This window comes from Psychrobacillus sp. Z3-81 (assembly GCF_056620325.1).
This window is the reverse complement of sequence record NZ_JBWQPU010000005.1, coordinates 91,066-117,991: the sequence shown is the minus strand read 5'-3', so window position 1 is coordinate 117,991 and position 26,926 is coordinate 91,066. Positions and strand designations below refer to the sequence as shown.

Sequence of the window (26,926 nt, the reverse complement as noted above, 5' to 3'; positions counted from 1 at the left end):
CACGATAGAGAAGGAATTTGCACATGAATTCATGTCTAAAAAAGGGAAGGAAACACAATGAGGAAATCTGGTTATATAGTTTTATTTTCTTGTTTCTATTTATCAATAATGATAATAAGTAATACAGCATCTGCTACAAAATGGATTGAACTAAAACCACAAGAGGTTGTGGATAGAGCTGAAGTGATTGTGACTGGAAAATATGATTTTACAAGCAAGGAGAAACCGAATAGATTTATCTTTCAAAACCTCGATTTTCACATTAAAAATGTTTATAAGGGAGATGTTTCAGAACAAATTATTACAGCTGGTATTGACCATAATGACGTAGGATGGGCAGAGGGATTTCAGACTGAAGATGGAGAATTTCTTTTATTCTTAGAAACAAGGAAGGATGCTGATTTCCTAGTACCAGTTGGAGGACCAAATGGCATGATTCAAATTCACAACGGAAAAGTGGAGGAATCAGATGAAGAAAGAATAAAATTCTTCGAAGATTACCTAGCATCCCAACCCTACAAAACAATAGAAGTAAAGGCTGAAAAAGATTCTGATAGTCGGAATAATAGTCCGTACCTAGTCTTGTATGTTAGTGCTAGTGTTTTAATTGCCGTGGCAATATTACTTTTACTCTATCGCTATAAGAGGAAAAAGTGAATTTCACTAAAAAACGCTCAGAATAGATACTGAGCGTTTTGTATAGGAACAAGAAAATAAACAGCTCCAACATAGGGCGGAGAAAGTTTCTCTACCTCTTTGATAAGTATTGTACACTATCTTAGCTGTCCTTAAGTCGTTGTTTATTAATCAAAAAGAGGATGCACAAGATCTTTCTTAACAGATATAGACTATTTCTGTATTTTAAATTGTTGATAATCTATTTTTAGTAAGCAACTCTATTGGTTCGGAGCAGCGTCGGCGACTCCTGCGGGAGCAGGGTGGTAGGTAAGACAGCACAACCACGCGCGTTAGCGATGGGTGCTGGCTTACCTTGTGGAGGGAAAACTAAGAACGTCACATCGTGTGACAACGTTTTCCTGACCAACATCCTGTCGGCCTCCACTCCAAGCGTCCGACGATGCGAAGAACCAGAGGTTCAACAAATCATACATTCAAATTCAATTTGAGATTTATTTATCAAAACATCTCATAAGTGCTGATCATTCGATTTGTCTAGCCTCTTTTAGTTACTGTGCTGCTTTCCTAGCCAATGCCTGTTCGTGCTCCTTGTGGATACGGTGAAGCAATTCTGCATCAGTTAGGATGCGGTAGCCTGCGTTTGCGATTGCTTTTGCTCCTTTGATCAAAGCTTCGTTGCCAAGTTCAGACTTTGCTGCTTCTCTAAATTCAATCGTGTGGCCGACTAAATCATCTGGACCGATTTTAATATGAGGATGTGCTGTTGGAACAGCATAGCTGATGTTTCCAGCATCTGTAGAGCCTTTTCCTTTTCGTTTTTCGGTGTGTACATATTCACCTACTGCTTCTAGCTCATGGTGGAGAACTTCATCAAGGACAGAGTTCAAGACAAAGTCCTGTACTTCGTTTTGGAAGCGCTCAACGCGAACGCTAGAGCTTGTGGCAAGTGCAGCGCCATTAGCTATAGCTCGCACCTTGTCAGAGACTTCTACTGTGCGTTTCCACGTTTCTGCACGAATGTAGAAGCGGGCCGAAGCGTATTCGGGAATAATATTTGGTGCGTCTCCACCGTGTGTAATGATTCCATGGATTCTTACGTCTGAAGGAAGCTGCTGGCGTAAGGCATTGATCCCATTAAATAATTGAATGACTGCGTCTAGTGCATTGATTCCTTTATCAGGTGATCCGGAAGCGTGAGCTGCTTTTCCGTAGAAATGAAAATCGAGTGGATCAACTGCTAATGACTCTCCTGTTAAGGATGTCTTCCCAGAAGGGTGAATCATAATAGCGACATCAACCCCTTCTAACAGTCCGTGTTTTACAAAGCTACCCTTTGCGCTCCCGTTAGGACCGCCTTCTTCAGCCGGTGTTCCTAATACAAGGACACGCCCGCCAGTAGAAGGTAGTACCTCTGCTAATGCGATTCCCGCTGCCACGCTTGTTGTTCCGATAATATTATGACCGCATGCGTGGCCGATTCCTGGAAGAGCATCATACTCCGCTAAGAATGCTACAGTAGGACCTTCTTTTCCAGAATCCTTTACAGCATAGAAGGATGTTTCATGACCAGCTACTGCAGTAGTTACCTCAAAGCCTGCCTTTGTTAAAATCTCTACATGCTTTGCGCTTGCGAAAAATTCTTGATTGCCGATTTCAGGTTTTGCATGGATCTCTTGACTCGTTTGAATATACAGGTCTTTATTTTCCTCGATAGATTTTGCGATTAACTCTGTTGCTTCAATAACTGTACTCATGTAGTTTCCTCCTTTAATTTGTTGGGCTATATGATAAGTTGATTTCGTGCTGGCTAGACGCTTTACTTGGGAACCAAGCAAAGGCTAGCCAACACTCTAATCAATTGGTTCTAAAAGGTCCCTGCCTACTTAAAATTCTTTATTTTGCTAAATCATTAAACGTATTTTCTAATTCTTCCTTCGTTAAAATTACTAATGACGAACCGCCTTTTGTATCCTCTTCTACTGCCTGTTTAATGTCTTCCTCTTGGTATAGCTCGACGATACGTTGGTATACCTCATTATCTTTGTCCTCAGCTCGAGCAGCTATGATGTTCACGTAAGGGTAGATAGATTCACTTTCGCCGGCCTCTTTGTAAATTGGATCCTCACCGGGAGAGAAGCCTGCTTGACCAGCGACACCGTTATTGATAACAGAGGCAGTAACGTCTGGTAAAACTCGTGGTGTTTGCTGAGCTGTCATTGGGATGATTTCTAAGTTTAATGGGTTATCGATAATCTTAGATGGATCTCCGTAAAGTCCAAAATCGTCTGCTAATGTTATCAAACCAGCCGTCTCTAATAATCGAAGTGCACGAGCTTGGTTAGATGGGTCGTCAGGGATTGCAATCTTGTCTTTTGCTTTGATTTCACTAACGTCCGTAATTTTTTCTGAATAAAGTCCAAGCGGTGCAAACATAGTAGAACCAATTGGAGCTAAGTCATTGCCACTTTCCTTTACGTAAGAAGCTAGGAAGGAAATATGCTGGAATGCGTTTAAATCAATGTCTCCTTCAGCAAGTGCGTTGTTAGGAAGGGTATAGTCTGAGAATTCCTTTAGCTCAATTTCAATTCCTTCTTTTGCTGCTTTCTCTTGAAGGATTGGCCATTGGACACCGTCAGAACCGTTTACCCCAATGATGACCTTCTTTTCGGAAGCTGATGAGCTGCTACAAGCGGATAAAACAAGTGCTGTAATTACTGCAAATAGTAGTAAGCTAATTTTTTTCATGTCAATCTCTCCTTATCGTCTTAAGAATTTTTTCGATAATGTATTTCCAATCCATTGGGCAAATTGCACAAGTATAATTAAAATCAGTACAGTGACGATCATGACACTTCCGTCAAATCGTTGATAGCCATAGGTCATTGCCACGTGTCCAAGTCCACCTGCGCCAACTGTTCCTGCTACTGCGGAGAAGTCGATTAAGCTGACGGTAGTGAATGTAAGACCTAGAATCAGTGGACCTAGTGCCTCTGGAATTAGCACAGTAAAGATAATACGTAGTGGGCTTGCTCCCATTGCCTGAGCTGCTTCAATTACACCGGTATCGATACTTACTAAATTGTTCTCCACGACCCTAGCTATGGAAAAGCTGGCTACAATGGTCATCGGGAAGATGGCACCTGCTATTCCGATCGTTGAACCGACTACTAATCTAGTAAGCTGCGAAATGGCAACTAAGAAAATAATGAACGGGATCGGTCGAATGATATTTATCAATAAATTTAGTAATTGAAACAAAAACTTATTTTCTAAAATATTTTTCTCACGAGTTACAAAAAGTAGTAGACCAATACTGATTCCTAGAATAGAGGAAAAAATCAGTGTCACAATGACCATGATGATCGTTTCGCCAGTCGATTCTAAAATCGTTGGCCAAAATGTCGTCCAATCAACCTTCATTTGGTGTCACCTCCTGAAGTTCTACAATGGTTGTTAATTCATGAATGGCATCCTTTATTCCCTGCGGGTCTCCTTCAAAGGAAATGAGTAGATTTCCGAATAGCTTTTCCTGCAGCTCTCGAATAGAGCCGTAGACGATGTTAAAGTGTACGCGGTGTTTTTGCGTAACCTGGGAAAGGATGGACTGGTTTGTAACATCCCCTTTAAAGATGACCTGATATAATTTTTTCCCACCGTTCTCTCGCCACTCCTGTAACACAGTAGGGGAGGGGAGATCCTGCTGGACGGATTGGATAAACCGTTTGGTGGTCGAGTGCTGAGGGTTTGTGAATACATCGAAAACGTCCCCTGTTTCAATCACCTCGCCGTCTTCCATGACAGCCACCCTATTACAGATAGATTGAATAACATGCATTTCATGAGTGATCAGCAAAATAGTAATCCCAAATTCCTTGTTCACTTTTTTTAGTAGCCTTAGAATATCAGCCGTAGTTTCTGGGTCTAGTGCAGAGGTTGCCTCGTCACAAATCAGAATATCGGGAGAAGTTGCAAGTGCACGAGCGATTCCTACACGCTGCTTTTGACCACCTGATAGCTGGCTTGGAAAATCCTTTGCCTTGCTTGTTAGCCCGACAAAGCTCAGCAGTTCCTCTACTCGTTTGTCTATTTCTTGTTTTTTTAGACCGGCAAGCTTTAGTGGATATGCTACATTTCCAGCTACAGTACGAGAATGGAAGAGGTTGAAGTTTTGAAAAATCATCCCGATGTTTCTTCTTCTCGTTCTTAAATCCTTAGAGGAAAGGCTGTTCACGTCTGTGTTTTGAATAAAAACGGAACCCTCTGTAGGACGCTCTAGCATATTCACTAAGCGAAGCAGCGTGCTTTTTCCTGCACCGCTGAATCCGATAATACCGAAAATATCTTCTTTCTCAATGGAAAGAGAGACATTCTTTACAGCGTGCACCTTTCGTTTTCCAAGAAGAAAGGTCTTTGAAACATTTTTGAATTCAATCATGGGATCCCTCCTAGAATCATACTTCTTCAAACAACGTAGCCATCTTACTTTCCAGGAAAGAGACTTGATTAGAAATGTGCTAAATGCCTTATTATAATTGGGCAAGACCTCGATGGGGTCTGGCACGGAGTAGGAAGTTAAACAAAAAGAGCTCTCTTTTCTTATCAGATAGACAAGAAAAAGAGAGCTCTTCAAAAGATTTGAAAAACCATCTCTCTCATCTCTCAAGCTAAGCTTGCAGGAATTGGCACAGTGTTCAAATTTGAACCTGTTGCCGAAACGTCATTGGGCCTGTCCCTCGGTTTCTCTGGATAAGAAAGTGATGCGCTATGTAATTGTTGTAAGAATTGATTATAACTTTAAACGCTTTAGTCAAACTAGTCAAGTTATTTTTACTATTAATTTTATTTTGAATATTAATATCGTTTTGATGTACTATAAAAAAATAAGGCTATAAATTGCTAAAACACCAATAGTTCCTAGTACAACAGTCATGGCATTAGAAAAAATAAAAGCCAAAGAAAAAGCTACTATTGCGCCTATTAATCCAAATAAGTAATTTCCTTCTTGGATATAAAGAATGGCTGGAAAGATTAATGCCCCTAACACGGCATAGGGGATATTTGCTAACACGCCAGACACGATAGGAGGTAGTTCCCTGCCTTCTAAAAATGTCAAAGGGAACGCACGTGGGATATATGTAACAATGGCCATGCCAAGGATGGTCCACCAATACCAATCACCCATATTAAGACTCTCCTTTCACGATGGGTCTTGCTTTTTTGGAATAAATCAGTTCAATTAGGATAGAAGCTGCCAGCGTAGCGATTAAAATGGACCAGCCTGTAGATAAGAGTTGTGTCCAATAAAAAAAGCCGTTGATACTTGCGGCAGTTAAAGCTAGCATGACCACCTTTCTATTGCCTTTCATGGAGGGCACTAGAAGTCCGATAAACATGGCATAGAGTGCAACGGACATCGCAGCTTGAAAAAATAACGGCAGATTGGCTCCAATGACATGTCCAACTGCAGTAAAAACCACCCAGCTGCTGTATGCGATGAGGATCACTCCAAAGGCGAAGGAGGTTGTGAGCTTTTCTTCTTTACGGGTTGCCAGAACGGAAAAAGCTTCATCCGTGATTCCAAAAGCATATATTCCTTTTATCCATCTTTTTTCCCGATGCATCTTTTCACTCAGTGATGCCGTCATAAGGAAATGACGTATATTGACGACAAATGTATTTAAAACGATTAAAATAGGGTCAACACCTTTCGTCAAAAGCGTCAAAGACATATATTGGGCAGCTCCGGCATAAACGAGTATACTCATTGCAGTGGCTTGCCAGATAGTTAAGCCAGCCGTTTTTGCAAGAAGTCCAAATGTAAGGGCAATCGGAAAATAGCCAATAGCGATATTTACCCCGGCCCTTAAGCCTTTTGAAAAAGTCACAAATTTCTCACCACCTTCATGATAATGAAGAAATTATACTATAAGAAAGTCGTTTTATGTATACACTAAAAGGGAAAGATTAATTACATAGGAATGCGGAGGGAAAAGTATGCCTGATTGGTTTTCTATAGAAAATTTTACACATTTAGCACAGGACTATCGAGCATTAGGGCCGATAATTGGTATTTTACTTCCTTTCTTGGAAGCGTTTCTTCCATTCTTGCCACTCGTTGTTTTTATCGTGGCAAACGTAACAGCATATGGTCTGTTTTTTGGGTTTTTACTAACTTGGGTGGGCTCTGTTGCAGGATCTTATGCCGTCTTTTTGGTCATTCGTAAATATGGACGAGCTAGAGTTTTAAATTTTATTACAAGACATGAACGAATCCAGAAATTAATACTATGGGTAGAGAGAAATGGATTTGGACCGCTGTTCTTATTTATCTGTTTTCCGTTTACCCCTTCTGCGCTAGTGAACATAGTCGCAGGTTTATCAAATATGAAGAAGCATACATACTTTTGGACATTGACGCTGGGTAAACTAATTATGATATTTGTGGTTAGCTTTATCGGTTCGGATATTAAGGCTTTAATCACTCAGCCAATAAGAACAGCAATCGTTATTGTCCTCATTGCGATTCTTTGGTATGTAGGAAAGAGAGTGGAGAAGAGGTTAGACAAAAAGGTAGAGGCAGATTTTCGAAACATAAGACTAGAGAGAAGCCGAAAAAGAGGAGAGAATCTTGAATAAAGAAGTAAAGGAATGGCTATTAGCGATAGTCATTGGTTTAATCCTGGTGTTTGGATTTAAGGCGTTGATTGCGACCAATTATCATATTATTGGCGAATCCATGATGCCCACTCTTTCTGATAAGGACCGAGTGATTGTCAGTAAGTTATCTAGCCTGGAAAGGATGGATATCGTGATATTCCGCTCAGGGGAGGAGGACTTTGTAAAGAGGGTGATAGGGCTTCCAGGTGATACCATTCACTATGAGAATGACCAGCTTTTTATAAACGGTAAGTACATAGAAGAGCCCTTTCTACAGTCCCATCTTGCATATAAGCAGCCAGAGATGAAATTTACAGAGGATTTTGATCTTCTTGAGCTGACAGGCAGTAAACGGGTTCCGAAAAATAAAGTATTCGTTCTTGGAGATAATCGATTGTCGAGCCTTGACAGTAGGCATTTTTCGTTTGTTGAAAAAGAGGATATTGTAGGTGTCGTAAAAGCAAGATATTGGCCAATATCCGATATGACCATCTATTTACATTCTGAATAATTTCCCTCTACACTCTATGTTTTGTACAATAGAGAGAGGGAAGTTATTCGGATTTTTTTATGGAAAGGAGCTGCTTGGTTTGACATTTCGAATGGTGAGTGGACGATCAGGATCAGGAAAAACGAGATTCATGCAAACGGAAATAATAAGCACCATCCAGGAAGCTCCGTTTGGTGATCCAATTTTTTATATAGTGCCAGATCAAATGTCATTTTCTAGTGAATATGATTTGGCTGCCCGTAGCGGCTTGCCGGGGATTATCCGTGCGCAGGTCACTACCTTTAAACGATTAGCCTGGCGAGTACTGCAGGAGACAGGCGGTATCGCAAAAGAGGAGATTAGTGGATTTGGCTACCGCATGCTTATCAGAAGCTTATTGGAAGAGCATAAGGATCAATTTACGTTATTCCATCGTGCTTCGACAAAGCGAGGCTTTACGGATCAAGTCGAAGTATTATTAAAGGAATTCAGCAGATACTGTCTGGATTATTCTACTATGTCTAATGCCTTTCAAAGTCTCGAGGCTATGAACGCTCCTCAGACACTACTAGACAAATCCTCCGATTTAATGTTCATGCTTGAGCTAATGGAGCAAAAATTAGGAGCAGGCTATATTGATGGAGAAGGGTATTTAACACTTCTCGCAAATAACATACAGGATTCTAGTTTGCTAGAGACTGCGGAAATTTATATAGACGGCTTTACCTCGTTTACGACAAGAGAGCTGGAAATTATCAATGCACTGATGAAAAAGGTAAAACGTCTTTCTGTCGCCTTGCCTTTTGAAACGCTTTCGGACGCATTAGACGAGCAATCACTTTTCTTCCAGCCTGCTAATACAGCAGCAAGACTTTTAGAGATGGCACAGGTTGATCAAGTGAAAGTGGAGGAAGCAGTCCACTTCTCAGAGTCTCGTCGTTTTGCAGTACCAGAGCTAGCTCATCTAGAGGCTAACTTTGATACAATCCCTGCTCCTACTATCGAGACAGAGGGCTATATACGCATTACAGAAGCAATGAATAAACGAGCAGAGGTTCACGCAGTAGCGAGACAGATTCGAGAGCTGATGCAGGACAAACAGTTTCGATACAAGGATATGGCGATTCTACATCGAGATGCGGAAAATTATGAGAGCTTAATAGAAACAACCTTCCCTCAATACGAGATTCCATATTTTATTAGTCAAAAGAAATCGATGCTTCATCATCCGCTCATTGAGCTAAGTAGAACAGTGTTTGAAATTATTCGGTCCGAGTGGAAGTACGAGCCTATTTTCCGTGCAATCAAAACGGACCTTTTCTTCCCAATCGAATCAGCTAAAACAAGATGGCGAGAAAGGGCGGATCGCCTAGAGAATTTTGTGCTTTCCTTTGGGATATATGGAGACCGCTGGTTTGATGAAAAACGGTGGATTTATAAGAAATATAAGGGCTTGGAGTTCTACTCGAAAATTCAAACAGATGAAGAAAAGCTTATTCAGGCCGAAATACATGCTGCGAGAGATATCTTTGTACAACCAATGCAAGTGCTAGTGGAAATGCTGGAGAACGCAAAAACAGGAAGAGATTATGCGACAGCTCTCTACTCCTTTATGGAGCAGCTCCAGGTTTATGATAAGCTAATGGCCTTACGGGCGTATGAGGAAGAAAATGGACAGCTGCTGCTTGTATCGGAGCATGAGCAGGCTTGGAATGAGTGGGTCGACGTACTAGACCAGTTTGTCCTCATGTTTGGTGAAAAGGAAATGCCTCTTGATCAAGCAATGAAAATACTAGAAGAGGGCTACGACCAGCTTGAATTTTCTAGAATTCCACCAACCTTGGATCAAGTGATTATAGGAAATGTCGATACGGCAAGGCTTACACATATGAAAGCAGTGTTTGTATTGGGAGTGAATGACGGCACATTTCCAAAAAGAATTGATCATGAGGGGCTATTATCTGATTCAGAGCGTGAGTGGTTTAATCAGGTTGGCTTCGAGCTAGCTCCAACCTCCCGAATGCGCTTGCTGGATGAAAATTATTTAACCTACAAGGCATTTGTCACTCCTTCTCATTATTTATTCGTCTCTTATTCTATCGCTGATAGTGAGGGGAAGGCCTTACTTCCTTCGATGTATATTAAAAAGCTAAACCAGCTTGTCGGCGGAATAAAACCAGAGCTTGCGGTAATTGATCCGACAGATGTGAAGGATAGAAGGCTAGACAGAGAGGTAATTAGCCATCCTCGAACTGCGTTGCCTTATTTGATTATGCAACTGAGAGAGGCAATAGATTCAGGAGAGCTTCCGGAAGTTTGGCAATCTGTCTATCAATATTATATGGAAGACCCTTATTGGTCGAGGTTAATAAAAAGAATACTGAAGCCAATGCTAAAAGGGAACAAGACAGAACGATTAGCCCCTGAAATTACAGCTGCCCTTTACGGGGAAACAATCAATTCAAGTGTATCACGGGTGGAAACGTATTATAGCTGTCCGTTCGCACATTTTGCAGGCTATGGTCTGAAGCTGGAGGAACGCTCCGAATATAGACTCGAGCCACCTGCAATGGGAGATTTGTTCCATGCTGCGCTTAAGTGGATTTCCGATGAAACTAAGCGATTAAATGTCACATGGGGTGAGCTGACAAGAGAGCAATGCTTAAGACTGGCCAAAGAAGCAGTAAGTTATATCGTGCCGGTATTTGTCCATCAATTGCTGTTAAGTACCAATCGCTATCGCTATATCCAGAGAAAGCTGGAGCAGATTGTGGGCAACACGTTAATTGCGATGAGCAAGCATGCAAAGGGCTCTAATTTTGTGCCTATTGCAATAGAGGCAGGCTTTGGTCCAGGGGAGCAGCTTCCGCCACTTGAAATACCATTAAAAAACAGACGGAAGATGCGTTTACGTGGGCGAATTGACCGAGTGGATGCTGCAAATGTAAACGGCAATATGTATATGAGAATCGTTGATTATAAATCATCCAAGCAAGGTATTGATTTGAACGAGGTGTATCATGGACTATCCTTGCAAATGCTGACTTATTTAGATGTGGCAGTTGAAAATGCGAAGATTTGGCTTCAAGAGGATGCGGAGCCGGCTGGCGTACTATATGTTCATCTGCATAATCCACTTATTCAAAGTGCTAAAGAAATAGGGGATTATGAGCTGGAGGATGCAATCTATAAATCCTATAAGATGAATGGTCTTTTATTGGATGATCCAGAGGTTGTCATGGAAATGGACCAGGAGATAGATGGTTTTTCGAAGGTGCTTCCGGTACGGATGAATAAAGACGGTCAGCTTTCCAAGTCATCCTCTAAGGTAGTTGAGCCTGAACAAATGCGCTTGCTGCAATCCTTTGTGCGCAAAAAGCATGAGCAGGCAGGGAACGGGATGAATGCAGGAGATACGCGAGTGTATCCATACCGTTTAAAGGATAAAATGCCATGCACTTATTGCTCCTATCGAAGCGTATGTCAATTTGACCCACAGGATCCAGCTCAGCAAGTGAGAGCAATTAAAATAGAGAATCCAGAGATAATCGCAGAAAAGATTCAAAGGGAGATGAGTACAGATGAACATTCCTGAAATGCCAAAGGATTTAACATGGACACCGGCACAATGGAAGGCAATATGGGCTACAGGGTCTGACGTACTTGTTGCTGCAGCCGCTGGATCTGGGAAGACTGCTGTGCTAATTGATCGACTCATACAAAAAGTATTGGCAAAAGAGAATCCGATAAATGTAGATGAGCTTTTAGTCGTTACCTTTACGAATGCCTCTGCTGCTGAAATGAGACATCGTATGAGAGAGGCGCTGGAGCGTGCGATAGCAGCTGACCCAGAATCAGCGCATCTACGGAAGCAGTTGAACCTTTTGAACAAGGCACAGATCTCCACGCTGCATTCCTTTTGCTTAAATATTGTACGTCAGTATTCTTATATGCTTTCCATCGATCCAGGATTTCGAATCGCAGATGAGACAGAGGCTGCCTTGATGCGTGACGATGTGTTAGCAGATATTTTGGAGGAGGCATATCAGCTAGAGAACCCAGAGCCCATGTATTTATTATCCGATAGCTTTACGAGCGACCGTGATGACCAGTCGATTGAAATCATGATAGACAAGCTATACTCCTATGCAAGAGTTCATCCGGAGCCGGAAAAGTGGCTACGTGCGATCCCAGCGGCTTATGAATTGCCGGCAGATATGACCATTGACGAGCTGCCTTTTATTGAACCGTTAAAGCTTTCCTTGATTCATCAGCTGGAGGAGGCAATAGCAGTTTCCGAGGAAATCAAGCGATTGGCAAAACTGCCGAATGGACCAGCGCCCCTTGCAGATACCGCAGACAAGGATCAGCAATTGATACAAGGAGCCGTTGAATTATTGAAGTTAGGGTCATGGGAGGATACTTATTTTTATTTCCAAGGTCTCACCTGGGGAAAAGCAGCGGCAATTCGGAAGGACTCATGTGATGAAAAGCTGAAAAAGCAAGCAGCAGACAAACGAAATAGAGTGAAGAAAATAGTTAACGAAATAAAAGAAAAGTATTTCATGAGAACCCCAGCGCGGCTTTTAGAAGAAATGCGCTTAATGGCACCCCATTTACGTACCTTGACCGAGCTTGCGATTACTTATGGCGACCGTTATATGGCTGCGAAAAATGAAAGAGGTCTGGTAGATTTCTCTGATTTAGAGCATTACGCTCTAGAGATTCTGACGGACAGAGATGAGGAAGGAAATCTAATACCGTCTGCTATTGCAATGGACTACCAAGCCCGCTTCAAAGAAGTGTTAGTGGATGAGTATCAGGATACCAACTTGCTGCAGGAAACCATTCTTCAGCTAGTGAAAAGCGGTCAAGAGCCAGACGGCAATATGTTCATGGTTGGGGACGTGAAGCAGTCCATTTACCGTTTCCGTTTAGCTGAGCCTATGCTTTTTCTAGGTAAGTACCGAGAGTTTAAGGAAATACCAGATAACTCTGGAATTAAAATAGATTTGAATGCCAACTTTAGAAGTCGACAAGAGGTACTCCATGCGACCAACTATATATTTCAGCAAGTTATGGGAGAAAAGGTTGGAGAGATTGCGTATGATGATGCAGCTTCCCTAAAGCCACAGGCACCTTATGATGACAAGGATGCGGCAGTGGAGCTGGCATTACTGTATGAGGTAGAGAATGGCAGTGTGGAGATAGAGGAAGAGGAATCGGAGACAACTAGAGCTGAAGAGGATTTAAAAAAATCGCAAGCAGAGGCTCGTTATATTATCTCGAAAATAAAAGAGATGATGCGTACTGGCCACACTGTGTACGACCCATGGAAAAAGCAAGCAAGACCACTAGAATATAGTGATATTGTTATCTTGATGCGTTCCATGACATGGTCGCAGGAGGTTACGGAGCAATTTAAAGAGGCGGGAATTCCTTTATACGCTGAGCTGTCGAAGGGCTATTTTGAAGCAATCGAGGTATTAATCATGCTTCATACCTTGCGAACGATCGATAACCCTTACCAGGATATTTCTTTGGCATCCGTGTTAAGAGCACCATTTGTTGGATTAACAGAATCAGAGCTGTCCTTGATTCGTCTATCCGCACCTAAGGAACCATTTTATGAAGCATTGAAGACCTTTGTATCGAAAGGTGGCTCTGGACTATCTGCTGAGACAGGAGAGAAGCTGCAACGCTTCTTGCTTCAGTTTGAGGATTGGAGAAACTTGAGTAGAAGGGGTTCTCTTGCAGACTTAATCTGGCAAATTTATTTAGACACCCATTATTATGAGATTGTCGGCTCAATGCCGAATGGCAAGCAGCGTCAGGCAAACCTGCGAATCCTGCATGACCGTGCAAAGGATTATGAACGAACTTCTTTCCGTGGGCTGTTCCGTTTCTTACGGTTCATTGACCGGATGCGTAAGCGAGGAGATGACCTTGGAGCAGCAAGAGCAATCAGTGAAAAGGAAAATGTTGTACGACTTATGACGATTCATTCCTCGAAAGGATTGGAGTTCCCAGTTGTCTTCCTTGCTGGAATGGGGCGCTCTTTCAATCAGATGGATTTTAATGAACCGTATTTATTTGACCAAAACTTTGGACTAGCTGTGAAAGCAATCGATCCAGTGAAGCGTTTATCCTTCACCTCTCTGCCGTTTTTATCTATCAAGGAAAAGAAACAGATGGAGCTGAAGGCAGAGGAAATGAGGGTGCTTTATGTAGCGATGACAAGAGCAAAAGAGCATCTCTATTTGGTGGCTACCATCAAGGACCTAGCCAAAACGCTTGAAAAATGGGAGGATGCGCAGTATTTATTGAGCCACGAGATGCTGCCTGACTATGTGCGGGCGAAGGCTAAGGGATACCTAGATTGGATAGGGCCTGCTCTTGCGAGACACGTCGATTACCAGCATCTTTCGTCCATCAATGAAGCCAACATTGTAAGTAGTGAGTCTAAATGGAGGCTAAAGGCAATCCCGATAGATGCACTAAAAGTGGAGCAGAAGAAAGAAGAGACGAAGCAAACGAATTTAAAAGAGCTTATCACTCAACCAGACATCCATTTGGGAGAGGTAAAAAGAAGATTTGACACAAGATACCATTATGAATTATCCACTCAAAAACGCTCGAAGCAAACGGTCAGTGAGATAAAGCGGATGATGTTGCTCATGGAACGAGATGACGAAGAATACTTTCAAACGAAAAGTCCAGCAAGCTATCAGCAAAGAGTGGCAAAAAGACCATCCTTTCTTCAAGAGGGCTCTCGTCTTACAGGTGCAGAGGCGGGAACAGCAGTCCATGCTTTTATGCAGCACATCGATTTGCAGGAAATAAAAACACAGGAACAGATTAAGCTTTTTGCAGAGAGGCTAGTAGAAAGAGAAATTATTAGCGAAGCCGAGAAGGAAGCGATCAACCCAAGAAAAATAGAGCCGTTCTTTCATTCCACTATATTTGATCGTTTAAAAAATGCCGAGCAGGTAATGAGGGAATTTCCTTTTACATATGTTCTGGAGGATGAGCTTGGCGATAGACAAATTATCCAAGGGGTAGTGGATTGCCTATTTTTAGAGGACGGGCAATGGGTGCTGCTCGATTATAAAACAGACCGAGTAAGACATTTAGCTGAAAATGAAGAAATGCTAAAGAAGGAAATGGAACATCGATACGAGGTCCAGCTTTCCTTATATGCAAAGGCACTGGAAGAAATTTTACACATCAAAATTAAAGAAAAGATTCTATATCTATTTGATATAAATAAAACAGTTTCTATTTAGGGGGAAGTATGTTGATTTTACCAACGCAAGAGAAAGAGAGAGTTGTGTCCATCGATATTATGAGGGGGTTTGCATTACTAGGGATTTTTGTAGTGAATATGCTGTTTTTTCATGGTCCTTATATTTATGTAAATCCTTACACATGGTATCAAAATCCACAGGATTATGAGACGTTTAAGTGGATTGATATATTTGTGCAAGGAAGTGTGTATCCGTTATTTGCCATGCTGTTTGGGTATGGGCTTGCGATGCAGTTTACAAAATCAGAAAAGGCGGGAACTTCCTTTTGGAAGCTTGCTGTTAGAAGACTACTGATTTTATTAGGAATTGGTTGTATCCATGCTTTTCTAATTTGGTCTGGAGATATACTGATTACGTATGCGTTTGCTGGGTTATTGCTTATCTTATTAATGAGTTTGAAGCCAGTATGGCTATTTGTTATTGGGGCTGTGCTATTTCTAATACCAAACGGTCTGTTGATGGGGCTGGTATATATAGCGAGCCTTATAGACCCAGAAGCATTAACCGTATATGCAGGAATGCAAGAGGTAGAAGCTTCTATCTTAGCTTATTCACAGGGAAGCTGGGGAGAGATTTTATCCCGAAACCTGGCAGATTGGTGGTATATGAATCAGTGGGGCTCTAATTTTCTACTCGCCATCACCAATATACTTCCATTTTTGCTTATTGGGGCAGCAGCGTCAAAGCTTAAGCTTATCGAGCGAGCAAAAGAATTGAAGGTTTTTTGGATTATTACTGTTTTAGTATCCTTCATTGTGGGAACATATATTAAATGGTTGCCATTTACAAAGGAAGCTAATATTTTTTATAGTTCAGCAGGTGATTTATTTGGTGGAGCACTTCAAGCGATTGCATATGGAGGGTTCTTAGCTCTTATTTGTAGTATGCCAATCGTGGCGAAGATCCTATCGCCTGTCGGAAAAGCGGGACGTATGTCGATGACCCTTTATCTGATGCAATCCATTATTGCGACTACTATCTTTTATTCGTATGGCTTTGCGTTGTACGGTAGAGTGGATGTAAGCACCGGAACGTGGATGGCCGTTGGGATTTATGTGCTCCAAATCATTTTTGCAGAGATTTGGTTTACGAAATTTAAGCAGGGACCAGTAGAGCTAGTCTGGAGAAAACTGACTTATTCAAATAGTTCAACAAAATAGATGAAAACATTGTCAAAGTATAATAGACTAGATGAATAGATTGTAAATTTCTTTGGAGGAGTGTTATAGATGAAACTGTTGTCATACCGAATAAACGACAAAATTTACTTTGGTCCTAAGGTGAAAAAGGAAGAGGCAGTGTGGGATGTACTAACAATTCAGGAACAGCTTCAGATACTTCCAAGTTTCCCGGCCACTATCGTCCAAGGTGTAAGCTTCGGTATCGATTTTGTGGAACAGATTCGCGTATTAGTGGAAGCAGCTTTGAAGGAAGAAAACCCTAATATCTTTAAGCGTGCATTTACAGAAATTGAATGGCTAGCGCCAATCCCTAGAACACCTAAAAATATAATGGCAATTGGGAAAAACTATGCAGATCACGCAAAAGAAATGGGAGGAGTAGCAGAGGAATTTGTGGTATTTACCAAAGCACCAACAAGTATCGCTGCGGATGAACAGACACTTCCAATTCATTCAGATATAACGGATTCCTTAGACTATGAAGGCGAGCTTGCCATCGTTATAGGAAAAGAAGGGAAGAATATTCCTTCTAAGATGGCCTATGACTATATATTCGGTTACACAATAGCAAATGACATTACAGCGAGAGATTTACAAAAGAAACATCAGCAGTTCTTTTTAGGAAAAAGCCTTGAATGCTCCTGTCCAATGGGACCGTACGTAGTAACGAAGGATGAAATTCCAAACCCACAGGACTTAACGATTGTGACAAAGGTAAATGACGAAATACGACAAAACGGAAAAACATCCGATATGATCTATTCGGTTGAGGACATTATCTGCGAGATTTCGAAGGTCGTAACACTAGAGCCTGGAGACGTGATTCTAACCGGCACTCCAGCAGGGGTAGGAAAAGGATTCAATCCACCTAAATTCTTAAAATCTGGAGATATTGTGAAAGTTTCCATTGAAGGCATCGGAACTCTAGTGAATAAATTCGAGTAGTTGCTAGAATTGTGCTACAATAAAGTCATTAAACGATGTTGAGGTGAGCCAATTGGATATTTTAGCAAATACGCATTTACACATTACAACTTGGGCAGTAGGATTAATTCTTTTCTTTATTGCATTAGCTATCAAGAACCCAAAAGTTGTACACATGATTTTACGAGTGGATTACTTACTAATTATAGCTACTGGTGTAGCACTATTCATCAAAGGAATGGACTACGGTGAAGGAATGCTTTACGGATTTAAGTTCATTGCTGGTCTTCTAGTAATCGGAATGATGGAGATGGCTTTAGTGAAAAAAGGAAAAGGAAAGCCATATACTACTTTCCTAGTACTAGTATTTGTATTCTTCTTTATCACTGCATTCCTTGGCTTCAAATTGCCAATGGGTTTCAATTTCTTAGCTTAATAACAGAACGAGAGAGTATAGATTCGCAGTTTGCGAGTCTATGCTCTTTTTATTTGGGGAATTATTGAGTGGTAAGGAATATTGTTCGCTGAGGAATCTATTGCTCGGAAACGAGGGGTTACTGCGCGATAGGAGAGGGCTATTGCGCGAAAGAAGAGGTTTATTGCGCGGAAATGAGGACCTACTGCTCGCAGAGGAATCTATCGCTCGGAACTAGGACTCTACTGCGCGGTTGGAGAGGGTTATCGCTCGAAAGAAGGAGTCTATTGCGCGGAAATGAAGGGTTACTGCTCGCAGAGGAATCTATTGCTCGGAACTAGAGTCCTATCGTGCGATATGAAGGATCTACCGATCGAAAAAGGGTTTGTACCGAGCGATATAGGTGGTTCTATCGTGCGAAACTGAGGTTGTATCGAGCGCTAGTAAATCTATCGCTCGGAACTGTGGGTGTTCTCGCAAAAACTAGTTGTCTATCAATGTAAGATATATCTCTAGAACTTGGTGTGTAATACCTCTTTTATTGGTAATAAACTTCTCGTCTTTAAACTTCCTCCTATCAACCACGATTTCACAGTTTAGACGAATTATAAATACGGAATTCTTCGTAAATAATAGCGATTAGAACGGACCTTTGTTAAAATTAACGATGGACAAGTTCTTATTATAAGGAGGATTTCCTTTGACATGTAAAAAGTTTGTGTTATCACTGCTACTTATTGGTAGCTTGTTGATTTACAATATTCCTACTGTATTTGCTGAAGAAAATGAAACCATACAGGATGAAAGCATTTATGATTTATTAGTAGACCGATATTTTAATCAGTTATCAGCAAATGACTATAACATTGATACGAAGAACCCTGCTGCGTTTGCCGGTGGAGATTTTGTAGGGGTAACAGAAAAGCTGTTGCATATTTCGGATATGGGCTTTACTATTCTATCAATTGGACCAGTCTTCTCGACAGAAAGCTATGATGGCAAAGCAATTCTTAGCTTCGATGAATTAGAGAAGCAATTCGGGACGGAAGAAGAGTTGAAAACCTTAATTGAAAAGACCCATGACAATAATATGAAGATCATGGTAGAATTTCCGCTAAATAACTATAGTGAAAATCATGCGTGGGCCACTAAAGCAGATTGGGTTCAATCAAATGAAGATGGAAGAATACAATTAAATCTCCAGAACCCAGAGGTTCAAGATGCTTTAATCGAAGTGTTTGTTGGGTTTGCTCAGAAATATGAAATTGATGGAGTGAAACTATCTGAATTGGAGGGTGCTCCGTCTGATTTTATTAACCGTCTGATACAAGCATTAAAAGAAATTCGCTCACCGATGTATGTCATTACTTTGGAGGAAGCAGAAGGGAACTTTGATACCCAATACAGTTCAGAATCGCTTGAAATTTTCCGGAATGCATTTAAAAATGTTGATCTCTCTACTGAAGGAATCGACCAAATAGCATCTAATCAGCTTGTCATGATTGATAGTGTGGATACACCAAGATTCACGGTTTATAGTGCATTAGAAAATATGTTTCCTCCCACTCGTATCAAGAATGCGATGGGAGCCATTCTTACTTTGCCAGGCGTGCCTTATATGACCTATGGTACCGAGATTGCGATGAATGGTGAGAAAAGGGAAGATGCACACCAAATCATGAACTTCCGAGTAGATGAAGAGCTGATTGAATATATTCAAGACATCCATTCCATTCGAAATAAATCCGAAACCATGAGAACTGGTGATTTGGAGCTAATAAAAAATGAAAATGGCTATATTGTCTATAAGCGATCTTCGGAGGATGAAACATTTATAGTAGTAGTAAATAATACTTCCAAAACGCAAAGAATAGATATAGCAAGTGAAGTTGTAGGAGAAGAGAAGGAGCTAAGGGGCATTTTCGAATCTGATGTGGTTCGACCGTCAGACGATGGATCTTATCGCTTAGTGATAGACCGTGAAATTGTGGAAGTGTTTCAGGTAACCGATAGAAAAGGTCTCAATACTTCTTATATTATTGCAATGGCTGTTTCTTATCTATTATTTATTGTTTTTCTCGTTATTGTTTGGAGAAAAGGAAAACAACGAAGAAAAGATGAGGAAACAAAATAGGTAAAGAATTAAGGCGCATTCTATTTTGTATGAATAGAATGCGCCTTATCGTTTAGCATGGACAGTTATGCTTGGTGTTGAAGATATGGAGGAGGGACGATTAGCCAGCCCTTTTCCTTTACCAGCTTTAAAAGCTTCGCGCTAAGCTGTGCCTTTTTCATATGGAATTGTCCATACATCATGGCGATATCTTCTCGCGTACAGATACCCATTGCCTCACTACAAGATACTAAGCCAGCTGCTCCGTCCATTCCTAACGCTGCAGCAATTTCAGGGTCATTGAATCTTGCTCCTGCTGGGATGTCCTCTAGGTTAGCGACAGGTCGTTCAGGAGGGGCAGGTGGAAGCCCTACACCATTTACTTTTAATACTTTTTCAAGCTCCTTATTCTCGTCCTTTGCGCAGTCAATAAAATCAAGGATGATCTTGCGTAAGTCTTCATCACCAGTGTGGTTATAAAATGTTTGATACGCTGCAACGAAACCTTGGTTTACTGTTAGGTTTGTCCAAATAGTAAAAACCTCGCCACAATGCAGTGGCTCATTTTGTTGATTGCCTGATAGGATTCCCATAATTTATCTCCTTTGTTGATTATCATGAATTTCTTCATGTAGAGATTAGTATGGATGTAAACAGCAGAAGTATCCAAAAAAGTAGGCAGGTCTCAAAAGACTTGCCTACTCTAAAAAGTTATTGGAATGATTGCTTATTCAAGAAAAATAGAGCTACAGCTCCAGGACCAGTGTGTGCACCGATTACGGAGCCAATTAAATGGATTTGTACTTCTTTTGGTTGGTAACGCTCTTCGATCATTTGCTTTAATTCATTCGCCTTTTCCAAATCATCTGCATGGCTAATCGCTACGATTTGCTCCGAAAAATTGGATCCTCTTTCATCCATTAAATCAACAATTCGTTTAATTACTTTTTTAGAGCCTCTCACCTTTTCAATCGGAACAAGCTTTCCATCTTCCACATGCAAAACTGGCTTAATATTTAATAGCCCACCAATAAATGCGCTAGCTTTTGAAACTCGGCCACCTTTGGCAAGGTAATCTAAATCTTCTACTGTAAATAAGTGCACCATGTTCAAAGCCATGCTTGTAATTGTCTTCTCTATTTCTTCAAGAGTAGAATGAGAGTCTCTCATTTTTACAGCTTCTTGGATAAGGAGACCATAGCCAAGAGATGCACATTTTGAATCGATAATGGTTAATTTCAACTCTGGGTATTTTTCTAAGACTTGTTCCCTCATCATAACAGCTGTACTGTATGTACCGGAAAGCTCGGAGGAAAAGGAAATATAAATTCCTTCTTCGCCTGATTTTGCTAGCTCTTCAAAAACGGTTAAAAATAGCTCCGGTGAAACCTGGGAGGTTTTCGGCTGACTTCCATTTCGAATTGCTTGATATACTTCCATAGAGTTAATAGCTACAATGTCTTCATATTCCTTGTCCTCAATATGAACACGAAGAGGAAATAATTCCACGTTATTCTCTGTAAAAAATGATTTTGGTAAGTCACTGCCACTATCTGCAAATATTTTCATATCCATCCCCCTTAAATCGTTTTACGTTAATTTTAATCTTTCCTTTAAGAATTCTGCAATACCATCTTCGTTATTAGAAAAAGTTATTTCATTCGCAATATTTTGTAATGGTTTAATTGCATTGCCCATCGCTACACCGATTCCGGCATATTCTATCATTTCTAAATCGTTGTCTTCATCCCCAAATGCAATAATTCTCTCTTTCGGTATGCCCAAATAATTTGATACATGGGAAAGGCCGACTGCTTTGTTCAAGCCACTTTTCACGATTTCTATTACATCCCAAGGTGCGCCCCAGCGACGGTGGTCAATTACCTCTGCATGCACGTCTCCTAGATGCTTTCTTACTTGCTCTACTGATTCCTCTTCTGGATGAATGAGTAAGCAGGTAGGATCTGTTGTTAAAAAAGTGCGCAAGTCTCCAGTTGTTAGATAGGGGTTACCCAAAGCAAAGGCAGAGATCATTTTTTCATCGTGGTAATGCATGTACACATCATCTTTTACCTCTGCAAGCATGTTCTTAATAGAATATTCTTCTACTGCTTCGATTACCTCTTTTACAACTTTCAAGTCAATAGGAGTATGTTTTATCTCCCAAGAAGCATTTTTTGGATGATGCACGAAAGCTCCATTAAAATTTACGATGGGAGTATGTAATCCTAGTTCACGATAATACATTTCACTAGCTCGATAAGGTCTCCCAGTAGCAATCATAACCTCGTGGCCAGCTTCCTTTGCTTGAAGAAGGACTTTCTTCGTTTTGGAAGATATGACCTTTTCATCTGTTAATAAAGTTCCATCTAAATCTAAAACAATTAAATGACGATCCATTTCTTAAACTCCTCTCTATTGTAAAGTGTATCCTGTTAAAGGTAGGACGTCAAAACGAATTAACGTCTTTTGAAAAAGAGCTTTTGCTTTGGTAAAATAATATATTATCGGAGGTGGATGGAATGATTGTTCAATCAGAAAAGTGGGATGGTATACCTCTCTTACATATATACAATAATAGTATGGATGAAGAAGCGCCCATCGTAATTTTTTTACATGGGTTTGAAAGTGGGAAAGAGCACAACCTGCATTATGCGTATCAGCTTGTACAAAAAGGTGTTCGAGTATTCATGCCTGATGCTCATTTACATGGGGAACGCGACGAGCAGTTGGATCAAATCCAAATGAGTCTTCGGTTTTGGGAAACTGTTTTAACTTCTATAGAAGAAGTAGGGAAGCTAAAGAAGGAACTCGAGAAAAGAGGCTATCTTACAACTCAACGTATGGGAGTTGCAGGAACCTCCATGGGTGGGATTACAGCCCTTGGGTGTTTAACTGCATATCCATGGATTGACTCAGCTGCTATTATGATGGGAACGCCAGGCTATGTAGAGCTTGCGAAGCAGCAAATTTCGACATTTGAAACAAGTGGCTTCCAAATTCCTCTGTCAGATGAAGAAAGAGAAAAAATGTTTGCTACGCTTGCAATGTTTGATGTTACCACTCAAATGGAAAAGCTGGAGGGGAAGGGCTTGTTTTTCTGGCATGGTGAGAAAGATGAAGTGGTTCCTTACAAGCCAACTGCAGCTTTTATTCAGAAATTTCAAGCTGCATATGGTGAGGAAAGCATCGAATTCATGAGTGAAAAATCCTCAGGGCATGCAGTTTCTCGTAAAGGCATGCTAAGAGCGATGGAGTGGCTTGCAAACAGTTTGGCATAATGATGTTAGTTTGCTATGATTAGGTGAAATGAAAGAAGTTAGGAGGAATCATAAATGGATCAAGACATGAAAGATAGCATGATGTCGGCCCTTGAAAATGTGATCGATCCTGAGCTAGGAGTCGACATAGTAAATCTAGGCCTAGTATATGAGGTAGATTTGACAGAGGAAGGACTAGCTACTGTAACAATGACACTAACTTCCATCGGTTGCCCAATGGGACCTATGATTGTTGATCAAGTAAAAACTGCATTGGCAGAGTTGCCTGAGGTTAAGGATACAGAGGTTAATGTCGTATTTAATCCACCTTGGTCAAGAGATAACATGTCACGTTATGCAAAGATTGCTTTAGGGATAAGGTAAAAAGAACAGCAAAAAGTGTATGCTCCTTATTCAGGGGCATACACTTTTTTATTTTAAAAATACAAATTTTTCAATTTTGGCGCTTGCGTATTTCAGTGCTGTTCAGCTCCAGCGCCTTGCCCCTCGAGGGCCAACAAGATGTTGGTCAGGAAAACGTTGTCACACAATGTGACGTTCTTAGTTTTCCTTCCGTACTCGCCGTACCCCATTTGCTTGTTGGGGCAGACGTAGGCGCTTGCGCATTTCTTAATCTATTCGACAAATACATAAGGGACAGTTTTCACATTGGTTTTCATTGCGCAATTTTTCTATGTCATGAATGGTAATGATACCCTTTTGAAAGGATACGATGCCTTCACTTTTTAAGTCATTTAGCATTCTGTTCACTACTTCTCTACTCATCGCACAAAGGTTGGCAATATTTTGATTGGTTAAAGGGAAGTTTATTTTAATACTCCCATGATTCTCAGGAACTCCATAAGTATTCGCTAAACGAATCAAAGTAGAGTACAGAGCACCTTTTTTCCCATTTAACATTAAATCTCGGAACCTTGTTTGATTTCTAGAGTATATAAGCTGTACATATTTCGTCCACTCTACCATTATACTCGTTGAGTTTACTAGAAGTGCTTCGAATTTACTTCTATTTAACGCGGTTAAAAGAGTGGGCTCCATAGAAATTGCCGAAAAATGATGGATTGAGCTGTCTGAGAAGATTGAATCCTCCCCTATGCAATTCTGAGGACCAACAATTCTTAGCATCATCTGTTTGCCACCCTCTGTATCTTTTACGATACTAATAGAGCCAGTATGGATGAAGAAGATATCATTGGATTGCTCTCCCTCTTTAAAGACGGGTCTATCTTTTTCAATCTTTATATTTGTACCATATTGCTGAAATAAAGCTACAATGTCTGGGGATAATAATATATTATCGCTCACTTATGACCCCCACCTTTCCAGTTTTCTATCCATCATAGCATATTTCTTTACAATATATGCTAGAAGCAATACTATTGTATTAGTCAAGAAAGGTCAAACTTTTTTAGAACGGAGTTGAAAGTAATGCAATTAAATCAGCAAGATCAAAAAAGCCCGTTAGATACTTATGGAAGAAACCTAGTAACAGCAGTTAAAGAAGGAAAGATGGATCCTGTCATCGGACGAGATCAAGAAATCAGAGATGTTATTCGTATTTTGTCTAGAAAAACAAAAAATAACCCTGTCTTAATAGGAGAACCAGGCGTTGGTAAAACTGCTATAGTAGAAGGACTCGCTCAACGGATTGTAAAAAAAGACGTGCCGGAAGGATTAAAAGAAAAAGAAATTTATGAGCTTGATATGAGTTCGTTAATTGCTGGAGCAAAATACCGTGGAGAATTTGAAGAGCGCCTTCAAGCTGTGTTAAAGCAGGTCAGAGAAAGCGAAGGACAAATCATTCTTTTTATTGATGAAATCCATACGATAGTTGGTGCAGGGAAGTCAGATGGAGCAATGGACGCAGGTAATATGCTGAAGCCTATGCTCGCTCGTGGAGAATTACACTGTATTGGTGCGACTACATTAGATGAATACCGAATGCATATTGAAAAGGACCCTGCTCTTGAGCGGAGATTCCAACAGGTTCTAGTTCGTGAGCCGTCTGTAGAGGATACTATTTCTATTCTACGTGGGTTGAAGGAACGTTTCGAGTTACACCATGGTGTACGAATACATGACCGAGCAATAGTGGCAGCTTCCCAGCTATCAAATCGTTATATAACGGAGCGTTTTCTTCCGGATAAAGCAATTGACTTGATAGACGAGGCTTGTGCAATGATTCGTACAGAAATAGATTCTATGCCTCAGGAATTGGATGAGGTCACTAGACGTATTATGCAGCTCCAAATTGAAGAGCAGGCGTTAATGAAGGAAAAGGATGCTGCTAGTCAGAAGCGTTTAGAACTATTGCGTGAAGAGCTGAAGGAATTGGAAGATTCTACAAAAGAAATGAGAAGCAAATGGGAAAATGAAAAGAAAGCCATCCAAGTTATTCAGCAGAAGAGAGAAGAGCTGGACCGTTATCGTAGAGAATTAGAGGAAGCGGAAAATAACTATGATTTAAATAAAGCAGCAGAGCTTCGACACGGGCGAATTCCATCACTTGAAAAAGAATTAACTGAATATGAGCAGGATGTTAATAAAGGAGCAGAAAATAGATTGCTTCGTGAGGAGGTAACCTCCGACGAGATAGCTTCTATTATTTCTAGATGGACAGGGATACCTGTGACGAAACTTGTCGAAGGAGAACGAGAAAAGCTGCTTAGACTAAAGGAGACACTTGGTGAAAGAGTAGTTGGCCAAGACCAAGCAGTTCGATTAGTGACAGAGTCAGTATGGAGAGCAAGAGCTGGTATTAAGGATCCAAATAAGCCGATTGGAAGCTTTTTATTCCTAGGGCCAACTGGTGTTGGGAAAACGGAGCTTGCTAAATCATTGGCTGCAAACCTATTTGATTCGGAGGACCATTTTATTCGAATCGATATGTCTGAGTATATGGAAAAGCATAGTGTTTCCCGCTTAGTTGGTGCTCCTCCTGGTTATATAGGATATGAAGAAGGCGGACAGCTGACAGAGGCAGTAAGAAGAAATCCATATTCCGTTGTATTATTGGATGAAATTGAAAAGGCTCATCCAGACGTTGCGAATATTCTGTTGCAGCTGATGGATGATGGTCGTATTACCGATAGTCAAGGTAGAATTGTAAACTTCACGAATACGGTTGTAATTTTAACCTCTAATATAGGTTCACAATACCTTACAAATACAACAGGTACAGTGGAAGAAGCAGAGGAAGCAATGGTAATGGCGGCGCTACGTGACCATTTTAAACCGGAGCTGCTTAATCGAATGGATGACATCATTATGTTCCATTCTTTATCGACTCAGCATTTTGAAAAAATAGCAGAAAAATATGTGAAACAGCTACAAAAGCGTTTAGTAGAACAAGAAGTGAGCTTACAGGTTCACGAAGATGTGTATAAATGGATTGTAAAGGAAGGGACAGATGCGGCATACGGTGCGCGTCCTTTAAAGAGATTTATCCAGCGTCATTTAGAAACTGCGGTTGCACGTATGCTCATAAGCGGAAGTATTCCACCAGGCGGAAAAATTGAAGCTAGGATTGAAAACAATGAGCTTGTAGTCACTGCGGCTTAAGTTGATAAAAAAAGAGGGTACCCAAAATATCGGGACACCCTCTTTTCTTATAGATTAATGATGGTCATGTGTTGGAGCTGGATCGTTTGGAATAATTGCAGTAATCAACAAAATGATAATAGCTGCCGGAATGGCCATATAAAGCCCGTCCATTAATTCAAACTTCGCTACACCTTGAACGGAACCAACTACATAGTTAAGCATTGTAACTAAGATAATTGTCCAAAAGAACGTCATAATATATTTCATTTCATTCACCTCATGCTTAAATTGACTAACTGTATCATACCATATGTTGTCCCAATGCAAAAGAATATTTATAAATGGTTCTAATTATATTGAAAATTAATGTTTTATT

The 26,926-nt window shown here is 40.7% G+C and carries 23 protein-coding genes and 1 riboswitch; of the genes, 12 read left to right on the top strand and 11 right to left on the bottom strand.

The features are described 5' to 3' along the window. Positions 1–57 precede the first annotated feature (57 nt). Complete coding sequence (locus AC1ECF_RS07620) at positions 58–657, top strand: hypothetical protein (RefSeq protein WP_480388803.1); 600 nt, start codon at positions 58–60, stop codon at positions 655–657. 530 nt (positions 658–1,187) lie between these two features. Here the strand turns inward: AC1ECF_RS07620 and AC1ECF_RS07615 are convergent. The 6 genes from AC1ECF_RS07615 to AC1ECF_RS07590 all read right to left on the bottom strand — a co-directional run bounded on the left by AC1ECF_RS07615 (position 1,188) and on the right by AC1ECF_RS07590 (position 6,524). Then, positions 1,188–2,393 carry a M20 family metallopeptidase gene (locus AC1ECF_RS07615; RefSeq protein WP_480388802.1) on the bottom strand — a complete coding sequence of 402 codons (1,206 nt, stop codon included), beginning with the start codon at positions 2,391–2,393 and terminating at the stop codon, positions 1,188–1,190. A 139-nt stretch (positions 2,394–2,532) separates the two neighbouring features. After that, on the bottom strand, positions 2,533–3,384 hold the full coding sequence (locus AC1ECF_RS07610) for a MetQ/NlpA family ABC transporter substrate-binding protein (protein ID WP_480388801.1): 852 nt from the start codon (positions 3,382–3,384) through the stop codon (positions 2,533–2,535). Positions 3,385–3,396: 12 nt separating this feature from the next. Further along, positions 3,397–4,059 (bottom strand): methionine ABC transporter permease, encoded by a 663-nt coding sequence (locus AC1ECF_RS07605; RefSeq protein WP_480388800.1) that lies wholly within the window; start codon positions 4,057–4,059, stop codon positions 3,397–3,399. Beyond that, positions 4,049–5,074, bottom strand: coding sequence for a methionine ABC transporter ATP-binding protein (locus AC1ECF_RS07600; RefSeq protein WP_480388799.1), 1,026 nt, complete (start codon positions 5,072–5,074; stop codon positions 4,049–4,051). Before AC1ECF_RS07600 ends, AC1ECF_RS07605 begins: the two co-directional genes overlap by 11 nt. Before the next feature lie 214 nt (positions 5,075–5,288). After that, a riboswitch (SAM riboswitch) is annotated at positions 5,289–5,392 on the bottom strand. Positions 5,393–5,509: 117 nt separating this feature from the next. Continuing rightward, positions 5,510–5,821 (bottom strand): AzlD domain-containing protein, encoded by a 312-nt coding sequence (locus AC1ECF_RS07595; protein ID WP_480388798.1) that lies wholly within the window; start codon positions 5,819–5,821, stop codon positions 5,510–5,512. Between the two features lies 1 nt (position 5,822). Continuing rightward, positions 5,823–6,524 (bottom strand): AzlC family ABC transporter permease, encoded by a 702-nt coding sequence (locus AC1ECF_RS07590; protein WP_480388797.1) that lies wholly within the window; start codon positions 6,522–6,524, stop codon positions 5,823–5,825. 109 nt (positions 6,525–6,633) lie between these two features. Between AC1ECF_RS07590 and AC1ECF_RS07585 the strand changes: the two genes are divergently transcribed. From AC1ECF_RS07585 to AC1ECF_RS07550, 8 genes are all read left to right on the top strand, one after another. Beyond that, positions 6,634–7,275, top strand: a complete 642-nt coding sequence (locus tag AC1ECF_RS07585) for a TVP38/TMEM64 family protein (RefSeq protein ID WP_480388796.1) — start codon at positions 6,634–6,636, stop codon at positions 7,273–7,275. Next, positions 7,268–7,807 (top strand): signal peptidase I, encoded by a 540-nt coding sequence (gene lepB / locus AC1ECF_RS07580; protein ID WP_480388795.1) that lies wholly within the window; start codon positions 7,268–7,270, stop codon positions 7,805–7,807. Before AC1ECF_RS07585 ends, lepB begins: the two co-directional genes overlap by 8 nt. Before the next feature lie 79 nt (positions 7,808–7,886). Beyond that, entirely contained in the window at positions 7,887–11,381 is a 3,495-nt protein-coding gene (addB, locus tag AC1ECF_RS07575) for a helicase-exonuclease AddAB subunit AddB (RefSeq protein WP_480388794.1), read from the top strand. Then, positions 11,368–15,072 carry a helicase-exonuclease AddAB subunit AddA gene (gene addA / locus AC1ECF_RS07570; protein ID WP_480388793.1) on the top strand — a complete coding sequence of 1,235 codons (3,705 nt, stop codon included), beginning with the start codon at positions 11,368–11,370 and terminating at the stop codon, positions 15,070–15,072. Before addB ends, addA begins: the two co-directional genes overlap by 14 nt. An 8-nt stretch (positions 15,073–15,080) precedes the next feature. Next, entirely contained in the window at positions 15,081–16,253 is a 1,173-nt protein-coding gene (locus AC1ECF_RS07565; protein ID WP_480388792.1) for a DUF418 domain-containing protein, read from the top strand. 69 nt (positions 16,254–16,322) lie between these two features. Further along, positions 16,323–17,219 (top strand): fumarylacetoacetate hydrolase family protein, encoded by an 897-nt coding sequence (locus AC1ECF_RS07560; RefSeq protein ID WP_480388791.1) that lies wholly within the window; start codon positions 16,323–16,325, stop codon positions 17,217–17,219. A 43-nt stretch (positions 17,220–17,262) separates the two neighbouring features. Continuing rightward, the gene (locus AC1ECF_RS07555; protein WP_480388790.1) at positions 17,263–17,634 is read left to right on the top strand and encodes a YisL family protein; all 372 of its coding nucleotides are present in this window, start codon (positions 17,263–17,265) and stop codon (positions 17,632–17,634) included. Positions 17,635–18,313: 679 nt separating this feature from the next. Then, the gene (locus tag AC1ECF_RS07550) at positions 18,314–19,747 is read left to right on the top strand and encodes an alpha-amylase family glycosyl hydrolase (protein WP_480388789.1); all 1,434 of its coding nucleotides are present in this window, start codon (positions 18,314–18,316) and stop codon (positions 19,745–19,747) included. A gap of 65 nt (positions 19,748–19,812) precedes the next feature. Here the strand turns inward: AC1ECF_RS07550 and AC1ECF_RS07545 are convergent, their stop codons facing one another. The 3 genes from AC1ECF_RS07545 to AC1ECF_RS07535 all read right to left on the bottom strand — a co-directional run bounded on the left by AC1ECF_RS07545 (position 19,813) and on the right by AC1ECF_RS07535 (position 22,126). Continuing rightward, positions 19,813–20,319 carry a DUF3231 family protein gene (locus AC1ECF_RS07545; protein ID WP_480388788.1) on the bottom strand — a complete coding sequence of 169 codons (507 nt, stop codon included), beginning with the start codon at positions 20,317–20,319 and terminating at the stop codon, positions 19,813–19,815. Positions 20,320–20,437: 118 nt separating this feature from the next. Further along, positions 20,438–21,295: a DegV family protein gene (locus tag AC1ECF_RS07540; RefSeq protein ID WP_480388787.1), complete on the bottom strand. Its 858-nt coding sequence runs from the start codon at positions 21,293–21,295 to the stop codon at positions 20,438–20,440. A gap of 21 nt (positions 21,296–21,316) precedes the next feature. Continuing rightward, positions 21,317–22,126 (bottom strand): Cof-type HAD-IIB family hydrolase, encoded by an 810-nt coding sequence (locus AC1ECF_RS07535; RefSeq protein ID WP_480388786.1) that lies wholly within the window; start codon positions 22,124–22,126, stop codon positions 21,317–21,319. Positions 22,127–22,248: 122 nt separating this feature from the next. On the opposite strand from AC1ECF_RS07535, the gene AC1ECF_RS07530 reads away from it, so the two are divergent. Together AC1ECF_RS07530 and AC1ECF_RS07525 are read left to right on the top strand one after the other, a co-directional pair. Continuing rightward, positions 22,249–23,007 (top strand): prolyl oligopeptidase family serine peptidase, encoded by a 759-nt coding sequence (locus AC1ECF_RS07530; protein WP_480388785.1) that lies wholly within the window; start codon positions 22,249–22,251, stop codon positions 23,005–23,007. A gap of 54 nt (positions 23,008–23,061) precedes the next feature. After that, entirely contained in the window at positions 23,062–23,370 is a 309-nt protein-coding gene (locus tag AC1ECF_RS07525) for a metal-sulfur cluster assembly factor (RefSeq protein ID WP_480388784.1), read from the top strand. 246 nt (positions 23,371–23,616) lie between these two features. On the opposite strand, the gene AC1ECF_RS07520 is transcribed toward AC1ECF_RS07525, so the two are convergent. Then, a complete protein-coding gene (locus AC1ECF_RS07520; protein WP_480388783.1) occupies positions 23,617–24,312 on the bottom strand; it encodes a Crp/Fnr family transcriptional regulator in 696 nt (231 codons plus the stop codon). A gap of 123 nt (positions 24,313–24,435) precedes the next feature. On the opposite strand from AC1ECF_RS07520, the gene AC1ECF_RS07515 reads away from it, so the two are divergent. Next, a complete protein-coding gene (locus AC1ECF_RS07515; protein WP_480388782.1) occupies positions 24,436–26,568 on the top strand; it encodes an ATP-dependent Clp protease ATP-binding subunit in 2,133 nt (710 codons plus the stop codon). 54 nt (positions 26,569–26,622) lie between these two features. Here the strand turns inward: AC1ECF_RS07515 and AC1ECF_RS07510 are convergent, their stop codons facing one another. Then, positions 26,623–26,817: a DUF2929 family protein gene (locus tag AC1ECF_RS07510; RefSeq protein ID WP_480388781.1), complete on the bottom strand. Its 195-nt coding sequence runs from the start codon at positions 26,815–26,817 to the stop codon at positions 26,623–26,625. Between the last annotated feature and the right edge of the window lie 109 nt (positions 26,818–26,926).